Below are 15,080 nucleotides of genomic sequence, written 5' to 3' on the forward strand. Positions count from 1 at the left end.
TCGTTATTCAGCTCGCAACGAACCTCAGTCCATGACAACGGTAAACTGCTTGCCCATAGCGGACACGGTATTGGCATCCATATAGCATACACTAAAAGCACGACGGGATTGCTCGCTTGAATTTCCTTCAGATCCGTGAACGGTCCAGTTATGAAGGAGTACCGCTTCGCCGGGCTCAAGCTCCAAATGAACAGGCTCCCCATTTTCCACCAGCTGGCTAACCTGATCCGAAGTGATGAAGCCTGAAGGGTTCTCCGGATTGATTAATCGATGCTGGGTTTTGGGGAATATCTTCACACACCCATTCTCTATGGTTGCCGGGTCCAATGCGGTCCATACCGTAACCAATGGGTCACGATCCAGATCGGTCCAACGATCCTGATGATAGGCCAGAACCGAGCCGTGACGCGCGGGTTTATTCATGAACATAGCACGAAAGCAGGAAATTCGCGTATCCTTCCCATACACCTTATCGCATATTTCGCGAAACAGCGGTTTTTGCAAATAGGTTAAGAACATTGAATCGAACTCCAGATTTTCTATCTTCCGATAGTTCAAGGTGGAGCCTTTAAAGCCAAGCGTCTGGCTGGATTGCTCATGCCCCTCACCGGCTTCACGCTGCATCATCAAACGATCGTAATCGCAGCCAGCTTTGCCAAGCATAATATAATCGATCTGCTGAGAAAGCGCGGCCAGCTCAAGCTCCGTAAGTACTTTGCCCAACTTAAGATACCCCTGCTCTTCAAACGTTTGCCATTGTTCATCAGTTAAAGTAACATCCATATTATTCCATTCTCCTTTGACAATAAGTTAGTCCTGCTTGAATACTTCTTATTGTAAAGGTCCATCCATCAACTATCTTCGCCAATCTTGTGCGCGGCGCGGAATTAACTTATCTTGTCATCAGACAAACAGAGCTATCCTCTCAGCCACGAATTCAGCCGTTAGAAGATAGCCCTGTTATACCAACGCAACTACTGGACAACTCCGTCCCTGTTTCCTTTTAGAAGAATACAGGTTGTGACAGTCTCCGACTTTCCTCATTGTTCAAGATAAGCAGCTATGCTCTGCGATGTCTTCTTTTGATCGATAATACGATTAACGCCATCATCACAAGACCACCAACAAAGCCACCCAGATGGGCATAGATATCGATGTTGGGAACGAACAGCGAGTTCGCGAACCCGATCCCTACAATAACGAGCAGCGTCTGCTTGGTCTGGTAATCGATAATATCCTTTCGAAATATCGCCAAAAATAAAAACGCAGCATATATCCCGTAAATTGCTCCAGATGCACCAGCCGAGACAAAATAATCCTTGTGCAGCCACATACTGAATATATTTCCTGTAATGCCACATACGATATAAGTCAGCAGGTATCTCCATTTACCGAGCATGCGCTCCAGCGGCGCTGCAAACACATAGAGAGCAAAGCTGTTAAAGAACAAATGCGCAAACCCGATATGAATAAACATCGCAGCTGCATAACGCCAAACCTCCGCCTTCATATTCGGCAAATCAAATATGGCACCGAATTGCAGCAGGGTTACGTTCGGATTCTGGGATAAGCTGAATATCTCCATAAGCCCCCATACCACGATATTCACAAGAATCAACAGAGCTGTGATCGGATACAAGCTGATATATTCCTTTAAACTTTCTCTTCGTGCGAACATGGACTCACTTCCTCTCGCTTTGGCTACATGCTGAATCTTTGTCGGTAACCGCACTTTCTGCACAACTCTTCCACGACTTCTCTGCGGGAAAAACCGTTATACAAATTGTTGGCACGTTCTCCCTCTACAATCTCGGAGAAAGGGGTCTGATTAATGTTGCCCAAATTGATAACACCTTCTCCGTCGAGACAGCAAGGCACCACCGTACCATCTACCAGAATCGCAGCCTGATTGCGCAGCGCATGGCAGAAGCCCTTGCCTTCATCCTCAGCTTCCTTTAAATCCGGCCATTGAAATTCATGATCCTGATTCAAATAAATTTGCTTTGCAATTTTCAGTCCGCTGCCGCGCACAAACTTCTCTTCAATTTTGAAGTCCAGATCGAATGCTTTCTCAATCATTTCAAGAATTTCGCGATTCCGGCTTCTTTCGAGGTTAGTGGTATTGTCCGTATCCAAATTCCACAGCCTCAGTGAAACCAATAAAGGGGTCGTAGCGACTGCTTCCTTCACGAAATCCAAAATATTCATAATATAGGCTTCCTTATTTGTCGAGCCTTCATGCCCGTCAAAGCTGTGTAAAGAAAAATTCATCTGTCTGAGCGCAGGCTTGGGTAAAATTTTATGTTTGTTTTTGGTAATCAAGGTACCATTGGTCGTAATATTGACCTTGAAGCCTCGCTCATGGCTCAGATCCAGCAGTTCATCGATCCGGGGATGAAGCAAAGGCTCACCTTTTACATGAAAATAAATATAATCCGTGTGCGGCTTAATCTCATCAAGAATTTTGGTGAACGCATCTATTTTAATAAAATTCGATTGTCGCTTCGTTTGCGGGCAAAAGGTACAGGCCAAGTTGCACACGCTCGTAATTTCGATATAAGTCTTTTTAAATTTCTTCATCTGCTATCACTCCATTTCTATTAAAACCTTTGTTCACATTGGCATAACAAAAAGCCTGCAATGAGTCACAAGTATGCTCATGCAGACTTTCCATCATTTTAAATATAGCACAGGATGGGGCCGGATGACAGTCTATGTCCATAGTCTCCTCGTATTTTTGAAGTCTATCAGACCCACTATATTCCCTCTTCTGTACTTTCTTCTGCCGCTCCCGCAGCAATCTGATCGGCAGCTCGAAAGGATAGCACCGTAATATCATCACGCTGTCTTTCAGCGCCCATATACGTTTCCAGCTCATGGAGGAACGATTCCTTCTGTTCCATCAGGGACAAATTCCCGTAACGAACGATCATATCGGCGAATCGTTTTTTACCGAATGAATAATCGCGTTCACCGCCATTTTGATCGAAGAAGCCGTCCGTAGTCATATAATAACGGGCCTCGCCCTCTGGCATCAGATGGTTTGTATATTCATAATCGGAAGGGGTTTTACGATAACCCACGCTTCTGCGATTGCCCTTCCATGATTGCAATACCCCATCCTCATCTACGCGATGCAAGGTGCAGGAGGCCCCTGCGAATACGACACAATTCGGTTCAATGGCACAAATGCCGATGTCCAGCCCGTCATCAGTCACACCTTCATGCCCATCCTGACCAAGTGTTTCTTTCAACAGGCGATTCAATTGACTCAAAATCGATGCCGGGTCCTCGATCTCTCCACTATCTGCAATACGGTTGAGTGCGGATACGGCCAAAAGTGTCATGAATGCGCCTGGAACACCATGACCTGTACAGTCACCAACAGCTACAAGCGTTCGTTCTCCGAATTGCTTGGACCAGTAAAAGTCACCGCCTACAACATCCCGCGGCCGCCAAATAACAAAATGCTCATTAAACAACACCTTTAACTGCTGCTCCTTCGGTAAAACAGACTCCTGCAGCAGCTTGGCGTAATTAATGCTGTCCAGTATTTCCTGATTGCGCTCGTACAATTCCTTCGTGCGTTCCTTCACCTGCCTCTCCAGCTCCTGGTTCAACAGAATCGCCCGTTTATAAGGATTGGCCAGCTTGCGGGATATATAATAGAAGAAGAACACAATCGAAACCATAGAAACGGCCACGGCCAGAACCGTATTCCATTTAATCGTCCGCAGGAAAGAGACCGTCTCATTACGTTCCACCTCAACAAGCAGATGAAGATCCGTCGATTTCAATGGGTAGCTGATCAGATCCATCCGCTCGCCTGATTTGGAATCATATTCAAAAATTCGCGTCGTTGTATCAAACTGCCTGAGCACGTCGCTGGAGGCTGAGTCTATCAATACATCTCGGATATTTTTACCATTATGCTCATATACATCGGATAAATAAATCGATCCCTTGCTATCGATTAGCCACAAATTGATACCCTTACCATCCTTGTAGGAAGCAAAATTATTGGACAGCTCATGAAGATTGATCCCTACGCCCACAACTGCCAGGGGCGCATCAACCGGACCTGCCAAAGCGTTCACGAATGCAAACGTATCCTTAAGCTGGTTATTGTAATCAAAGTTTATGGAGGATGGCTTCTTGAGTGCGATGGAATCAAAGAACCAGCTATCGTCAGGATCTTGCTCGCTTATCGTCTCGATAATCTTGCCATTTTCATCCCAGTAATGCTTTGTTTTCGTGCTTGCTATAAAAGTCGTGCTGTAGCCAAGGTTTTGATGCAAATAATTTGTTTTTTGGTGAACCATGGCCTCAAGCGTCGCATTGTTCTCCCCCTCCTGCAGCCATTTCAATAGCGTTGGATCGTTGGCAAACACCAAAGAGGTTTCGATTTCCTTGTCAATCCTAGCATCTACCTTGGACGAGATAGACTGGGCAATCGTCTCAAGATCACGGCTTTTCAACTTTTTGACGACTTCGTTTTCCGTAAAGAAATACACAAATGTGCCGATTAGCACAATCGAAAATACGATCAATACACTAGCCAATATCATGACCTTCGTTACTCCCGAATCGAAGGCAGGTTTGGCTTTCAAATTTGTCTCTGGTTTGAATACATTCGACATCCGTGCACCCCTATTTAATAGCTTTAGACATCCTCGTAGCCGATAGAGCTGCTCCAGCACGTAGGCGTCAGCTTAATTGCCCGTCACGCTATCAATCGTGCCAAACATATCCTTCAGCTTCTGAATATCAGCCTCTGGCAGCGGAGGTCGGTTCGCTGATGCAATATTATCCGCCAGATGCTGGACATTGCCGGTTCCCATCAACACGGAATGAATGCCCGGCTCATATCTGCAAAAGCGGTAAGCCGCATCCATGATGCTTTCAGCACCATGCTGATGCACGAGGAAATCCAGGCTGTTGACTGGCTTGACCTTATCAGGATCCAGCTTTCCTTCGGCAAGCAGGCTCGTAATAATCTCGGTTAATGCCTCTGGATGCGACAAGGCTCTCCTTACCGCGAACATGTCGAGAACTCCAATATTTTTGGCGATCGTAGCTTCAAAAATTTGAGCCCGTGCGCTCTGGTTTAACATATTAAACCCGACCATCATCACATCCCAGCAATCATCCTGAATAGCTTGATGCAGCATCCGATGTGTGGGGTCTGATCCAAAAGCTTCGGTGATACCGAGAAAACGAATTTTACCTTTTTCCTGCATTTTGATCATTTCCGGTACCAAATGCTCTACCGCATAGGCGTAATCAGCAGCAGCCACACCATGCAGATGATAAATATCGATATAATCGGTTTTCAAATTGGACAAGCTTTGATCGACACTTTTTTCAAAATCGTCTGGGCGCTTTAATACCTTATTATGTTGAAGCGAATACTTGGTGGATATGTATACCGACTCTCTTGCGATATGCAGCAGACCTGCCCCCACCACATTTTCGGTGCCATAGGCTTCGGCCGTGTCAATCAGATTAATGCCGAACTCAATCGCTTTAGCGACAATCGTCGCGGCTTCCTGCTCGCTTTTAATCGTTTGCATGCCTAACCTGCTGCTACCGCCAGCCCCCAGACTCATGACGCTTACCTGTAAACCGGTCCTACCCAAAGTTACATAATCCAAGTCAATCACTCCTCAATATAGGATTAAAGATTTTGCATACGTCTACATTATCGTATTATGAATGGCTTGTGATGTCTACTAGAATAGCTTCTGAGGCGGCAGCCAAATCTTCACCTTTAAGAAATATTTGCAAGCCGCGGCGACCTGCACTGATACTGACGGGGTTTACGTTCACAGCAGCTGGCGCTAAATAAAAAGGATACTTTTTCTTCGTTCCCAGAGGTGAGACTCCTCCACGAATGTAGCCGGTTAAAGCTTGAATTTCTTTTACGGCAACCATCTCGACCTTCTTATTCCCACTTGCCTGGGCTAAGCTTTTTAAGTTAAGCTCGGCATCGCCAGGAATACAAGCCATCATAATCCCATTTTTATCTCCGCGCAATACAAGCGTTTTATAAATTTGATCCGCTGGCAAGCCCACCTTATCAGCTACAGTGTAAGCATCCAGTTGATCTTCGTCCCAATCGTACTCATGTAACGTGTATGAAATATGGAGAGCGTCCAATATTCGACAAGCATTGGTTTTTGCAGACATAGAGATTTTATTCCAACCCTTCATGTAAACAATTCAATCGATTTGAGATATTTATAGTTATGAAGAAGGCGAACGCAGAGCACGGTTGCACCGAATCCCGACGTTCGCCTAATTATAATACAGATACAAGAGGTGCTTTGATCCTATGCACGGTTATAAAACGCTTCAAGCTGTGCAACGATTTCTTCCTTGCTGTTATTCACAATAGTTTGATACTGAGGCAGGGAAAGCAGTTGCTCGATCTCAGACGGGAACTGCTGCTTAATATCAATCAGACGGATGGCTTCGTCGAATTTAGCAGGATGTGCCGTTGCAAAGGATACACATACCTCATTGTCGTTACCAAACGTCTCATATGCCGCTATACCGCATGCTGTATGCGGGTCCAGCAAGTAATCGTGCTCAGCCTTGTATTTTCCGATAATCTCCAAACACTCGGCATTTTTCACACCATGGGCAGAGAACTCAGCTTGTACCCGTTTCAGGTCTTCGGCATCAATTACAATTTGCCCTTCTTGCTGGAACTTCTTCATATACTCGGATACCTTCTGCGAATCCTCGCCTAAGAAATAATACAAGTAACGTTCGAAATTGCTGGCAATCTGAATGTCCATGGACGGACTGTGCGTGCTAAGGAAATCACCGCTTTTGTAGACGCCGGTTTTGATAAAACGCTCCAAAATATTGTTTTCATTGGTGGCAATAATAAGCTTATTGATCGGAAGCCCCATTTTTTTGGCCAAATAACCGGAGAACACGTTGCCAAAGTTGCCTGACGGAATGCTGAAATTGATCTTCTCCAGCTTTTGCTGCTTGGCTACCTGCAGATAGGCATAGAAGTAATAAACGGTTTGCGCCAAAATCCGCACGAAGTTGATCGAATTGATTGCCCGCAAATGGTGCTTGCCTTTAAATTCCAGATCACCGAACAGCTCCTTAATGACCCCTTGGCAATCGTCAAAGTTGCCCTTAACGGCTAAATTCAATACATTCGCATCATTGACGGTTGTCATCTGAAGCTCCTGCACCTTACTCACCTTGAGATGCGGATGCAGCACACAAATACGAATCCCTTCTTTACCGCGTACTCCCTGGATTGCAGCAGCACCCGTATCTCCCGAGGTTGCTCCGAGAATATGAATAATCTCGCCTTGCTTCTTGGAAATATACGAGTAAAGCTCGCCCATAAATTGCAAAGCCACGTCTTTGAACGCGAAGGTCGGTCCATGGAACAGCTCCAGGATATGGAGCTTATCGGTAATCGTTTGTACAGGCGTCACTTCCGGATTACGGAAGCTGGAGTAGCTTTTAGCTACCATATCCTTTAAATCCTCGTAAGGGATTTCATCATTCGTATAATAAGAGAAAATTTTCAAGAATAGCTCCTGATAGCTTAAAGCTTCCCATTCCTTCAAGGTCGCCGCTGAAACCACAGGGATCTCCTCAGGGATCATCAAGCCGCCATCGTCAGCAAGTCCCATTAGAACTGTTTCTATAAAACCTCTTGCTTCCACATTACCTCTGGTGCTGATATACTTCATCTTTCGTTCCTCCAATAATTTCATTCCATTAGGATAGGGTTATAGTTGTCATTAACTCTATTTTACCTTTATTCGGAGCGATAACCAAGTGATGATTTGAAATTTGTTGATAATCAAACGCCTGCTGTATAAAAGTCAATAAAAAAACATAAAAAACACCCGTTGTATCAACAGGTGTTCCATATCAATTTTCGTGTTCCCTCTTATATTACCTATGTAGAATGCGATCATTGCCCGCCTGGATTTAGTTCATTTCCTCAGCAATACGCTCAAAATACTCGTCCATGATCGCGATATTCGTTGTAAACAGCTGTCCAAACAACTCACTCGTCAAACGACCATGCTCTACATCAATTCCAGTACGATACCGTAGTTCTCCATCTGACATGTCCATCTCAAAGTTGCCAACAGCCAAATCATAATTTTCCTGATTCAGAAACACAGCCATTGCTGTTTGATACGGCTCGGTTACCAGCTGCGGGTAAATCGAATATACGATACATAGCTGCTTCGCTTCATCTGTACGAACAAGGACAACCCATTGTCCATGATCTCCTCGAAAGGTCAATCGAAGAATCGTGTCGTCAATGCGTTCATAGCTCCATTCCAGACGGGTCAGGTAGCTTTCCACGATTTCGTTCAATGCTGCAACCGATGGATCAGCTTCCTCCGACTTGATAACTCCCTGATCCGCCCATAGGGTGCGATAACCCTGCTTCAATACGCCACCCGTCAATTCATCAGGAAGCTCGACTAACTGCTTAACCTCTTCTATTAACCAGCATTCACTCATTCTAAGTGGCAGTACGCCATCAGTTTGTTCTTGCAGCAAGGTCTTTAGAATATCCTCTACATCAGCCTGATTGTGCAATACAGCCTTGAGCAGGCTTTGCCTTAAAGATGCCTGGAGTTCAACCGACTGTCCCTCATTCAGAAGCCCGGCAGTGGTACCTTCTCTTGTTGCAGAGAACATACCAAACCAATCACCTGCAAGTATGAGCACATACGTTGACCATTCCACTTCAAAGCCGATCGTACAAGTCGCTAGATGATCCCCTGTGGCCAGGGCCAACCGCTTCAAACGAGCATGTATGGGATCGCCTGTTAATGTTGTGAACGTCAGCGGATGATCCAGCTCCAATCTTGACTCTGCCTCGGCATTTGCTCCATGATCCGCCATCTGCTTCCTCCTAATTCTCATTATCGCTATATACCACCATCGATATCCTTTATTGTTGTCGTTGAATATGGAATGCATTAAATTTGCGAGTTGCATTGCTTGGTTATTCTATGCAATTTCATGGCCCAGCGCCTCAGCCGAACCGCTCAGCGCGCCGCCCTTGCTGGCAAGACCAATTTTGCCCAGTCGCTTGGACTTCTCCACAGCAACCTTGACAATTTCGGCATCAACCTCCATTGACTTCACCTGGCTGGCCTCAAGAGCAACCTCCCAATCTCCCCCGATACCCGCCGCATTCCATTTCTTCTCAAATGATAATGCAAATTTAAGCGCGTTGGACAATCCAATCTTGTTAACCGTCTCCGATGCACTGGAGCGCATCTCATCGCCTGTAACCCAACTGCGAATCGTGTCATTTACGGTCTCGTCACCTTGGATTTTCTCTGCAAGGCTTGCTCCTATCTGGTCAAAATGATCCCCCATGAACAAGGCATCACTGCCGGAATCAAGAGCAGTACCAACAGCTCGCGTGCCTCTATCCGACTCCTGATTAGCAGTCTTTTTCAGTAAAGCGATCAAATTCTTGCCGCTGCCTACGCAGGCTGCTGAAATCTTCGATGCAATCCGTGTGAAATCACCGCTCTCTTCTCCGAATTGCGATGGTACCGTACCGGAAGCTTCAAGACTCAGCTCTCTTATTTTTAAATCGCCACCCGTCCTCACAAAAACCATGGAACCCTCAAAACCAAAGGCGACGCTGTCCTTACCGAATTTGATCTCAATCTCTGTTGCGGCATCTACTACGTTACGAATCTCACCCTTACCTATATTGGCTCCACGCAGATTTGCTGGAAGCTTAACGCCTGCAGCATCCTTGCCCTTCTCTGCAATAACTTCCTTGTTGTAACGGCTAAGCCGCTTGAACGCAAGCTCTGCGGAAAACTCGGCAACACCTGCATTGGCCTCCATGGCAATTTTCATAAGTAAACCAACATCGACCGAGCCGTCTCCGCTCATATCCTGTTCTTCAATCATCATGGCCCATTTTTCGGCTTCAATCTGTTTAGATTCCCCTGATTTACCGCCTTGACCCCAGAAATATTCAGCCGCGCTTTGCGGAACCTGTCTATATAATCCATAAGAGAGCAGATTCATCACATTGGTGGTGTCTTTACCTTTGGCTTCCAGAAACAGACCTAATCGGAAGTTGGCATCAAAACCAAAGGTTTGAAAACCGGCACCTAATGTAATCTGGGTGTTGACCGATAATTCGTCACTTTCCCTCTCGGCCTCGCCCCCGAAGCCGAACAAGAAGTAAGCTTGCCCTCCGCCGCTGGCCGATGCAAACGGAATTTTCAATTCAACATCGAAGGAGCTTGCATCTCCGGCATTCGGCGTGGAGATATCAATCAGTTTGCCAAGCTTCGCAAATCCGCTGCTTAAGTTATCTGCCGTAACCGATTCCTTGATCGCCTTCTTGCCGATTTCATCTCGGGTGACTTTCGTTTTCACGCCAGTATTGATTTCAGCTGTCTTAGCCGCATCGGGAGTTGACCCTGCAACTTCCTTATCACCCTTCGTCAGCTTTCTGGCATCATTGATCGCTTCGTTTTTCTTCTCCTTTAACAATTCTGTTGCCTTCAGCGTAGCTCCTGATACCGCCGCTGCCTTGATTTTGTCAGTTGCTTGTGCATTCTCTCTTGCTATATCATACGCCGATGTTTTACCGGCCTGCTGCAGCCCCTCAGTTGTGCTTATTTTGGGCACAATTCTTTCGACAATGGCATCAGCCTCAGCACCCATCACGGCATCAACTGAAACCTTTGAGCCTGCATAAGCCTTCGTTTTAGCTGCCATCGCATAGTATTGCTTCGTCATTTCTCCCTTGCTTGCCGTTAACGAATTCGTGTCAATATCCGAATCAATATCTGCACGTGCCTGTTCGCGCGCACTGTCCTTAAGCTTTTGACGGAATTCGTTCAGTTCCTTGGATCTGCGGAATTCTCTGCGGCCTACGCCCAGTTTAAATAAAGCAGCCTTTTTCATTGGCGCTACCAACACATCTTGGTATACCTTCTCGTATTCTGCTGTAAAAGCAAGACCACCATCCAAGCTGTGGCGCTTCTGAATCTCCTCGCTGCCCGCCGTACCCACGTTGACCTTGGTATTAATAAAGGTATTGTCCTGCTCTGCATTTCTGACGATTTCCAATTTGGATGTGCCGCTATACGTCTTGATTAAGGTCTTGGCATAGGTATCCATTTTCTTTTTTGCTTCCTCAGCAGCCTTGCTCTTTTGAACATCAAGGGCAACCTTGGTTTTCGGCACAACCAGTTCAAAGCCTTCCTTGGCCTTCTTCTCCAGCTCTGTCTTATTATCTTCGGCAACCTTGGCCGTTGTCAGCTCCTCGGCATAAGCCGCTAATGCCTTGCCTACAGCTCCACTGGATTCAGCATGCTGGGCCGCAAACTTCTTGGCGTCAGCCTTCTCGTTAGCCGATGCCGTCAGATCAGCATCGATATTTGCTTTCACATCCGCAATCGCTTTGTTGGTAACGCTATCGCGTATGCCCTTTGCTTTCGAATCCGTTTTCAAATAAGCAGTCGTTTCCTGCTTGACCTTTTCTCTCACTTCCCCGAGAGCTTGAACTGCCAACGCTGGAACTACGATATCGCGCTCCGCCTCCAAATCCAACTTACGCTGCTCTGCAGGCGTTAATGAAGGAACAGTTGAGGTGACTGCTGTACCGCCTGTAGGAGTCGCTGTAGCCCCTCCTACGGCTCGCTGAATGACAGATGCATCATTACGCATTCTTTGCACCAAGCCTTGAACGGCTCGATTACCAAGCGTGCTTTGCAGCTGCAAAATGCGTGCAGGCGTCAATTGGTGTGAATTCGTCGCAGGCATGATTTCTATCTCAGCAGTAGGAGAACTTGTTTGAACCTCTCTTGTCTGGCTATTAGATCGATTTTCAGGTACCCGTTCACCCATAACGAACACTCCTTACCCTTCGTCTATATACGCAAATACAACAACAGCATCTGTTTCAAGCAACAGATGCTGTTGTCGTACTGATTTTTATTTCGTGATACTTCCGTTATTTGACAACCTCTGTTTTAAATACGTTATCCAGCTTGCCTTCGAGTCTTTTCTTTAAAGGAATTTTGATATCTCTGCCCAGTTCCTTGAAGAAGGTGTCCACGTCGCAGTTAACATTTTCCAGTGTCACTTTTAAAGAGCCGTCCGCAACAATGCTCTGATTTCCTTCGACGGGTACGACAGCATCAACCGCATATTTCTTGGTTAACGTATTGATATACCGCGCAAAAATTTCAAGCAATTCATCGTTGGTAAAATTTTCGATGGCTACTTTTCCTTTAATAGTGAAATTCAACTTGATCAGCACTCTCGGTGTTCCCCTTTTCTTGATAACCATTTTTTTACTTCTAATCGAAAAATTCAAAAAGCAGATACAATTCATTCGAGTGATACAATTTGGCACTTTTCTCTTCATAATGAGAAGTACAGCCTTCCAGCATGAACGACCATGCACGCTTGCCTTGATTTTCAATAATGTTCAGGCTATCGTAAGAGGCCATTTCAAAACTGATTCCATCACAGGCATGTTCGCTGACTTCCTCACCATGACCGTATCGGGTGATTCTTAGTATCTTCGAGCTGTCTTTATTCGTATCGCAAAATAAAAATAAATGAGCCAAGATCCGAGACATTTGACCAAACCCCTATTCTTCCTGTAAAAAGCCAGCTGTTCAACGAGCTGCCCTCCGTACCACTCTAAACTATATATACATCATACCAATTTTCACCCGATTAGTATATCTGTGAGTCGATTTATGTAGAAAAAAGAATTTGTGTTTCACTTTTGAGGAATCTGTGTAATAATTAGAACGTTGACTCTTATAATTTCATATTTGAATAATAATCGCTGAGTTTTCTGTATAGAAAACCGGGGGAACCAAGTAATTGGGGTGAATCGATATGCGTGAGTGCATATCGTAGGGCTAATTCTCACAGTCCGAATCCGTCAGCTAACCTCGGAAGCGAAAGTGGGAAGGATAGATGTGTTCATTAACACAAGGTCTAGCCTTGTGTTTTTTCTGTTTTTCAAAATACTCGATAGGAGGATTTTACCATGGTCCATAAGGAAAAACTATTTCGTATGCTCGAAGGCTTGAACGAAAATGATCAGCGCGCCGCTTACGAATTCATCCACTCCTTGGTCGAACGCCAAGAGCAATGTACAGAGGAAAATTCAAGCATTGAGCTATTTGGAAAAAATTATTTTGTAGTCCCCGACTGAATCCAACTTCGATCAGCCTATGCGTTATTTTCAGATTTAGTGCCTTCTGATATGCATTCCGTCAATATCCAGCATATGGCTGATTACTATTCAATCATTCCCATCATTATCTTACCCTCTATCACAGTTTTTCAAAATATTTTTTACATGATTTCTTGCACCCAGTACTAGATCCCCGCAATCTTCACTCATATGGAGAGCCATCCTACACATCGATTATTCTGATTGCACCTTGAATTTGAATATTAAACCGAGCCAACTTCTCTGCAAGCATCCACGATTTGATTTCACTCCTTACAATTCCAATCGATCTGCAGCAGCTTAGACTAATTCCTGCATAACTATGGGCTCATGGGGTTACAGGTTCAAATTCTGCTGTTTCGATCATAATATATAGAGTATAGCCAAGTGATAACCGTACTTGATTACGTGAGCGGTGGTTGAATTCCGCCTTTCCTGCCAAAATAATAAGAAGAGAGGAAGAATACCGAGCCTTGGGTACAGGTGAAATTTCATGAACAATCAAGATGATGTGCTAACCCATTCGTTAACGTTTCGCAATACCTCGGAGCAAGGCTTAAGCCTTAAGCAGGTCCATGAGCGAATTATCGATTTTATTCAGCTTGATCCTAAAGCAGCTTACAAATTTATTATAGGCACCGATTGCCAGGTCCATCAAGGCTACACACAATTTATTACGGGTGTTGTGATTCAGCGTCCTGGTAATGGAGCATGGGCCTGCTACCGGCAGGTTATCATCCCACGGGCCATTGCTTCGATCAAAGAAAAACTTTCGACCGAAACCGCATTAAGTGAGGAAATTGCTTTGTATTTTAGTGATGAAAAACGTCGGCAAATGGAGGATATCGTTCTCCCTTTTGTATATAAAGGAGCTTCTTTCGAATCGTATATTCATATTGACGCAGGCTCGGATCACGTTAAAAATAAAACGTCTTTATATGTAGCGGAGATGGTATTACGTGTTCAATCGTTAGGTATGGTGCCGATTATTAAACCGGATTCATATGTAGCATCAGCTTACGCCAACCGCTATTCGAAGAAAAAACATCAAATTATTATTTGACCCATAAACTTGTTATCGTGGTACTTGCGAAGGGATCATGCTCTGTGCCAGGTTTGCCGGTACAACTCCGGCATTTCCTTGGGTGAGGTTTTCAAATATGCAGGCTTCCAAGACCGACCACCTGTTCCTACAACTTTTAACTATCCTTAACTTTTATGGCATTAAGAACCGGATCAATCCTAATATCGCAAAGCAGAGCAGAACGGTCCCAGCGCCTATACCTGTTATAGCACTATTAGCGATGTTAAGCTTTTTAGATACGAATAATGAAATCAATGCAACACCAATGAGGAGTACCGCCAATATATACAAGCTTGGATCTTTAAAAACACTTTTTAACCAAAAAAAATGAACACCTACAACAAATGCAATCCATGGGGCCGTATAGTCATTACGTTTAAATTTAATTAATAGAAAAGCACCAATCGCTGCTAGAAAAAATTCAATAAATACGAAATACAAATAATTATGAAACACACCTGGTTCCGATAAAGCAGTGTGATCATGCCAATGTTTAATACTTAAGTAGATACCAATTAAACCAATTACAAGTGGAACTGCTGAAGCAATCCCTATATACTTGCGCCAGCTTTTTCTTGGATTCTCCTGAGCCCAGCCAAACCAGCTAAAACTAAAAATTCCGAAAATAGCCGAATACATCACATAATCTCTAACATATTCCACATCAATCACCTCCCTATTTCCCCTAATCTATAGCTTCTTTGAAAATCGATACCTATTAATATCATATCCCTTACTCTTGTA

At 44.7% G+C, this 15,080-nt stretch carries 14 protein-coding genes and 1 riboswitch; of the genes, 2 read left to right on the forward strand and 12 right to left on the reverse strand.

The window, feature by feature from the left end:
* Positions 1–24: 24 nt before the first annotated feature.
* From NST47_RS33180 to NST47_RS33230, 11 genes are all read right to left on the reverse strand, one after another.
* The gene (locus tag NST47_RS33180) at positions 25–783 is read right to left on the reverse strand and encodes a phytanoyl-CoA dioxygenase family protein (RefSeq protein WP_341158950.1); all 759 of its coding nucleotides are present in this window, start codon (positions 781–783) and stop codon (positions 25–27) included.
* Positions 784–1,060: 277 nt separating this feature from the next.
* Positions 1,061–1,678, reverse strand: coding sequence for a rhomboid family intramembrane serine protease (locus NST47_RS33185; RefSeq protein ID WP_341158951.1), 618 nt, complete (start codon positions 1,676–1,678; stop codon positions 1,061–1,063).
* Between the two features lie 23 nt (positions 1,679–1,701).
* Entirely contained in the window at positions 1,702–2,580 is an 879-nt protein-coding gene (locus NST47_RS33190) for a radical SAM/SPASM domain-containing protein (protein WP_341158952.1), read from the reverse strand.
* A 176-nt stretch (positions 2,581–2,756) separates the two neighbouring features.
* Complete coding sequence (locus tag NST47_RS33195; protein ID WP_341158953.1) at positions 2,757–4,640, reverse strand: SpoIIE family protein phosphatase; 1,884 nt, start codon at positions 4,638–4,640, stop codon at positions 2,757–2,759.
* Positions 4,641–4,712: 72 nt separating this feature from the next.
* Complete coding sequence (locus tag NST47_RS33200; protein ID WP_341158954.1) at positions 4,713–5,654, reverse strand: aldo/keto reductase; 942 nt, start codon at positions 5,652–5,654, stop codon at positions 4,713–4,715.
* 55 nt (positions 5,655–5,709) lie between these two features.
* Entirely contained in the window at positions 5,710–6,189 is a 480-nt protein-coding gene (gene ybaK / locus NST47_RS33205; protein WP_341158955.1) for a Cys-tRNA(Pro) deacylase, read from the reverse strand.
* Between the two features lie 143 nt (positions 6,190–6,332).
* Positions 6,333–7,730 carry a threonine synthase gene (gene thrC, locus NST47_RS33210; protein WP_341158956.1) on the reverse strand — a complete coding sequence of 466 codons (1,398 nt, stop codon included), beginning with the start codon at positions 7,728–7,730 and terminating at the stop codon, positions 6,333–6,335.
* 244 nt (positions 7,731–7,974) lie between these two features.
* Positions 7,975–8,910 (reverse strand): YbjN domain-containing protein, encoded by a 936-nt coding sequence (locus NST47_RS33215; protein WP_341158957.1) that lies wholly within the window; start codon positions 8,908–8,910, stop codon positions 7,975–7,977.
* A 108-nt stretch (positions 8,911–9,018) separates the two neighbouring features.
* Entirely contained in the window at positions 9,019–11,901 is a 2,883-nt protein-coding gene (locus tag NST47_RS33220; protein ID WP_341158958.1) for a hypothetical protein, read from the reverse strand.
* A gap of 106 nt (positions 11,902–12,007) precedes the next feature.
* Positions 12,008–12,316: a hypothetical protein gene (locus NST47_RS33225; protein ID WP_076237643.1), complete on the reverse strand. Its 309-nt coding sequence runs from the start codon at positions 12,314–12,316 to the stop codon at positions 12,008–12,010.
* A gap of 40 nt (positions 12,317–12,356) precedes the next feature.
* A complete protein-coding gene (locus NST47_RS33230; RefSeq protein WP_341158959.1) occupies positions 12,357–12,641 on the reverse strand; it encodes a hypothetical protein in 285 nt (94 codons plus the stop codon).
* A gap of 203 nt (positions 12,642–12,844) precedes the next feature.
* Positions 12,845–12,989, forward strand: a riboswitch (cyclic di-AMP (ydaO/yuaA leader).
* Between the two features lie 74 nt (positions 12,990–13,063).
* Here NST47_RS33230 and NST47_RS33235 point away from each other — a divergent pair.
* Both NST47_RS33235 and NST47_RS33240 read left to right on the forward strand, forming a co-directional pair.
* Complete coding sequence (locus NST47_RS33235) at positions 13,064–13,231, forward strand: hypothetical protein (protein WP_179097729.1); 168 nt, start codon at positions 13,064–13,066, stop codon at positions 13,229–13,231.
* Positions 13,232–13,745: 514 nt separating this feature from the next.
* Positions 13,746–14,315 (forward strand): ribonuclease H-like YkuK family protein, encoded by a 570-nt coding sequence (locus tag NST47_RS33240; RefSeq protein ID WP_341158960.1) that lies wholly within the window; start codon positions 13,746–13,748, stop codon positions 14,313–14,315.
* A 153-nt stretch (positions 14,316–14,468) separates the two neighbouring features.
* Here NST47_RS33240 and NST47_RS33245 read toward each other — a convergent pair whose 3' ends face one another.
* Entirely contained in the window at positions 14,469–14,999 is a 531-nt protein-coding gene (locus NST47_RS33245) for a hypothetical protein (RefSeq protein ID WP_341158961.1), read from the reverse strand.
* Positions 15,000–15,080: the final 81 nt, after the last annotated feature.

It is taken from the genome of Paenibacillus sp. FSL H8-0034 (assembly GCF_038000305.1).
GTDB lineage: Bacteria > Bacillota > Bacilli > Paenibacillales > NBRC-103111 > Paenibacillus_S.

What these genes read in the sequence shown, in the direction of transcription:
- NST47_RS33235 (WP_179097729.1), top strand. Translation starts at nt 13,064, where the DNA reads ATGGTCCATAAGGAAAAACTATTTCGTATGCTCGAAGGCTTGAACGAA.
- NST47_RS33185 (WP_341158951.1), bottom strand. Translation starts at nt 1,678, where the DNA reads ATGTTCGCACGAAGAGAAAGTTTAAAGGAATATATCAGCTTGTATCCG.
- NST47_RS33195 (WP_341158953.1), bottom strand. Translation starts at nt 4,640, where the DNA reads ATGTCGAATGTATTCAAACCAGAGACAAATTTGAAAGCCAAACCTGCC.
- NST47_RS33190 (WP_341158952.1), bottom strand. Translation starts at nt 2,580, where the DNA reads ATGAAGAAATTTAAAAAGACTTATATCGAAATTACGAGCGTGTGCAAC.
- ybaK (WP_341158955.1), bottom strand. Translation starts at nt 6,189, where the DNA reads ATGTCTGCAAAAACCAATGCTTGTCGAATATTGGACGCTCTCCATATT.
- NST47_RS33180 (WP_341158950.1), bottom strand. Translation starts at nt 783, where the DNA reads ATGGATGTTACTTTAACTGATGAACAATGGCAAACGTTTGAAGAGCAG.
- NST47_RS33230 (WP_341158959.1), bottom strand. Translation starts at nt 12,641, where the DNA reads ATGTCTCGGATCTTGGCTCATTTATTTTTATTTTGCGATACGAATAAA.
- NST47_RS33240 (WP_341158960.1), top strand. Translation starts at nt 13,746, where the DNA reads ATGAACAATCAAGATGATGTGCTAACCCATTCGTTAACGTTTCGCAAT.
- thrC (WP_341158956.1), bottom strand. Translation starts at nt 7,730, where the DNA reads ATGAAGTATATCAGCACCAGAGGTAATGTGGAAGCAAGAGGTTTTATA.
- NST47_RS33220 (WP_341158958.1), bottom strand. Translation starts at nt 11,901, where the DNA reads ATGGGTGAACGGGTACCTGAAAATCGATCTAATAGCCAGACAAGAGAG.
- NST47_RS33215 (WP_341158957.1), bottom strand. Translation starts at nt 8,910, where the DNA reads ATGGCGGATCATGGAGCAAATGCCGAGGCAGAGTCAAGATTGGAGCTG.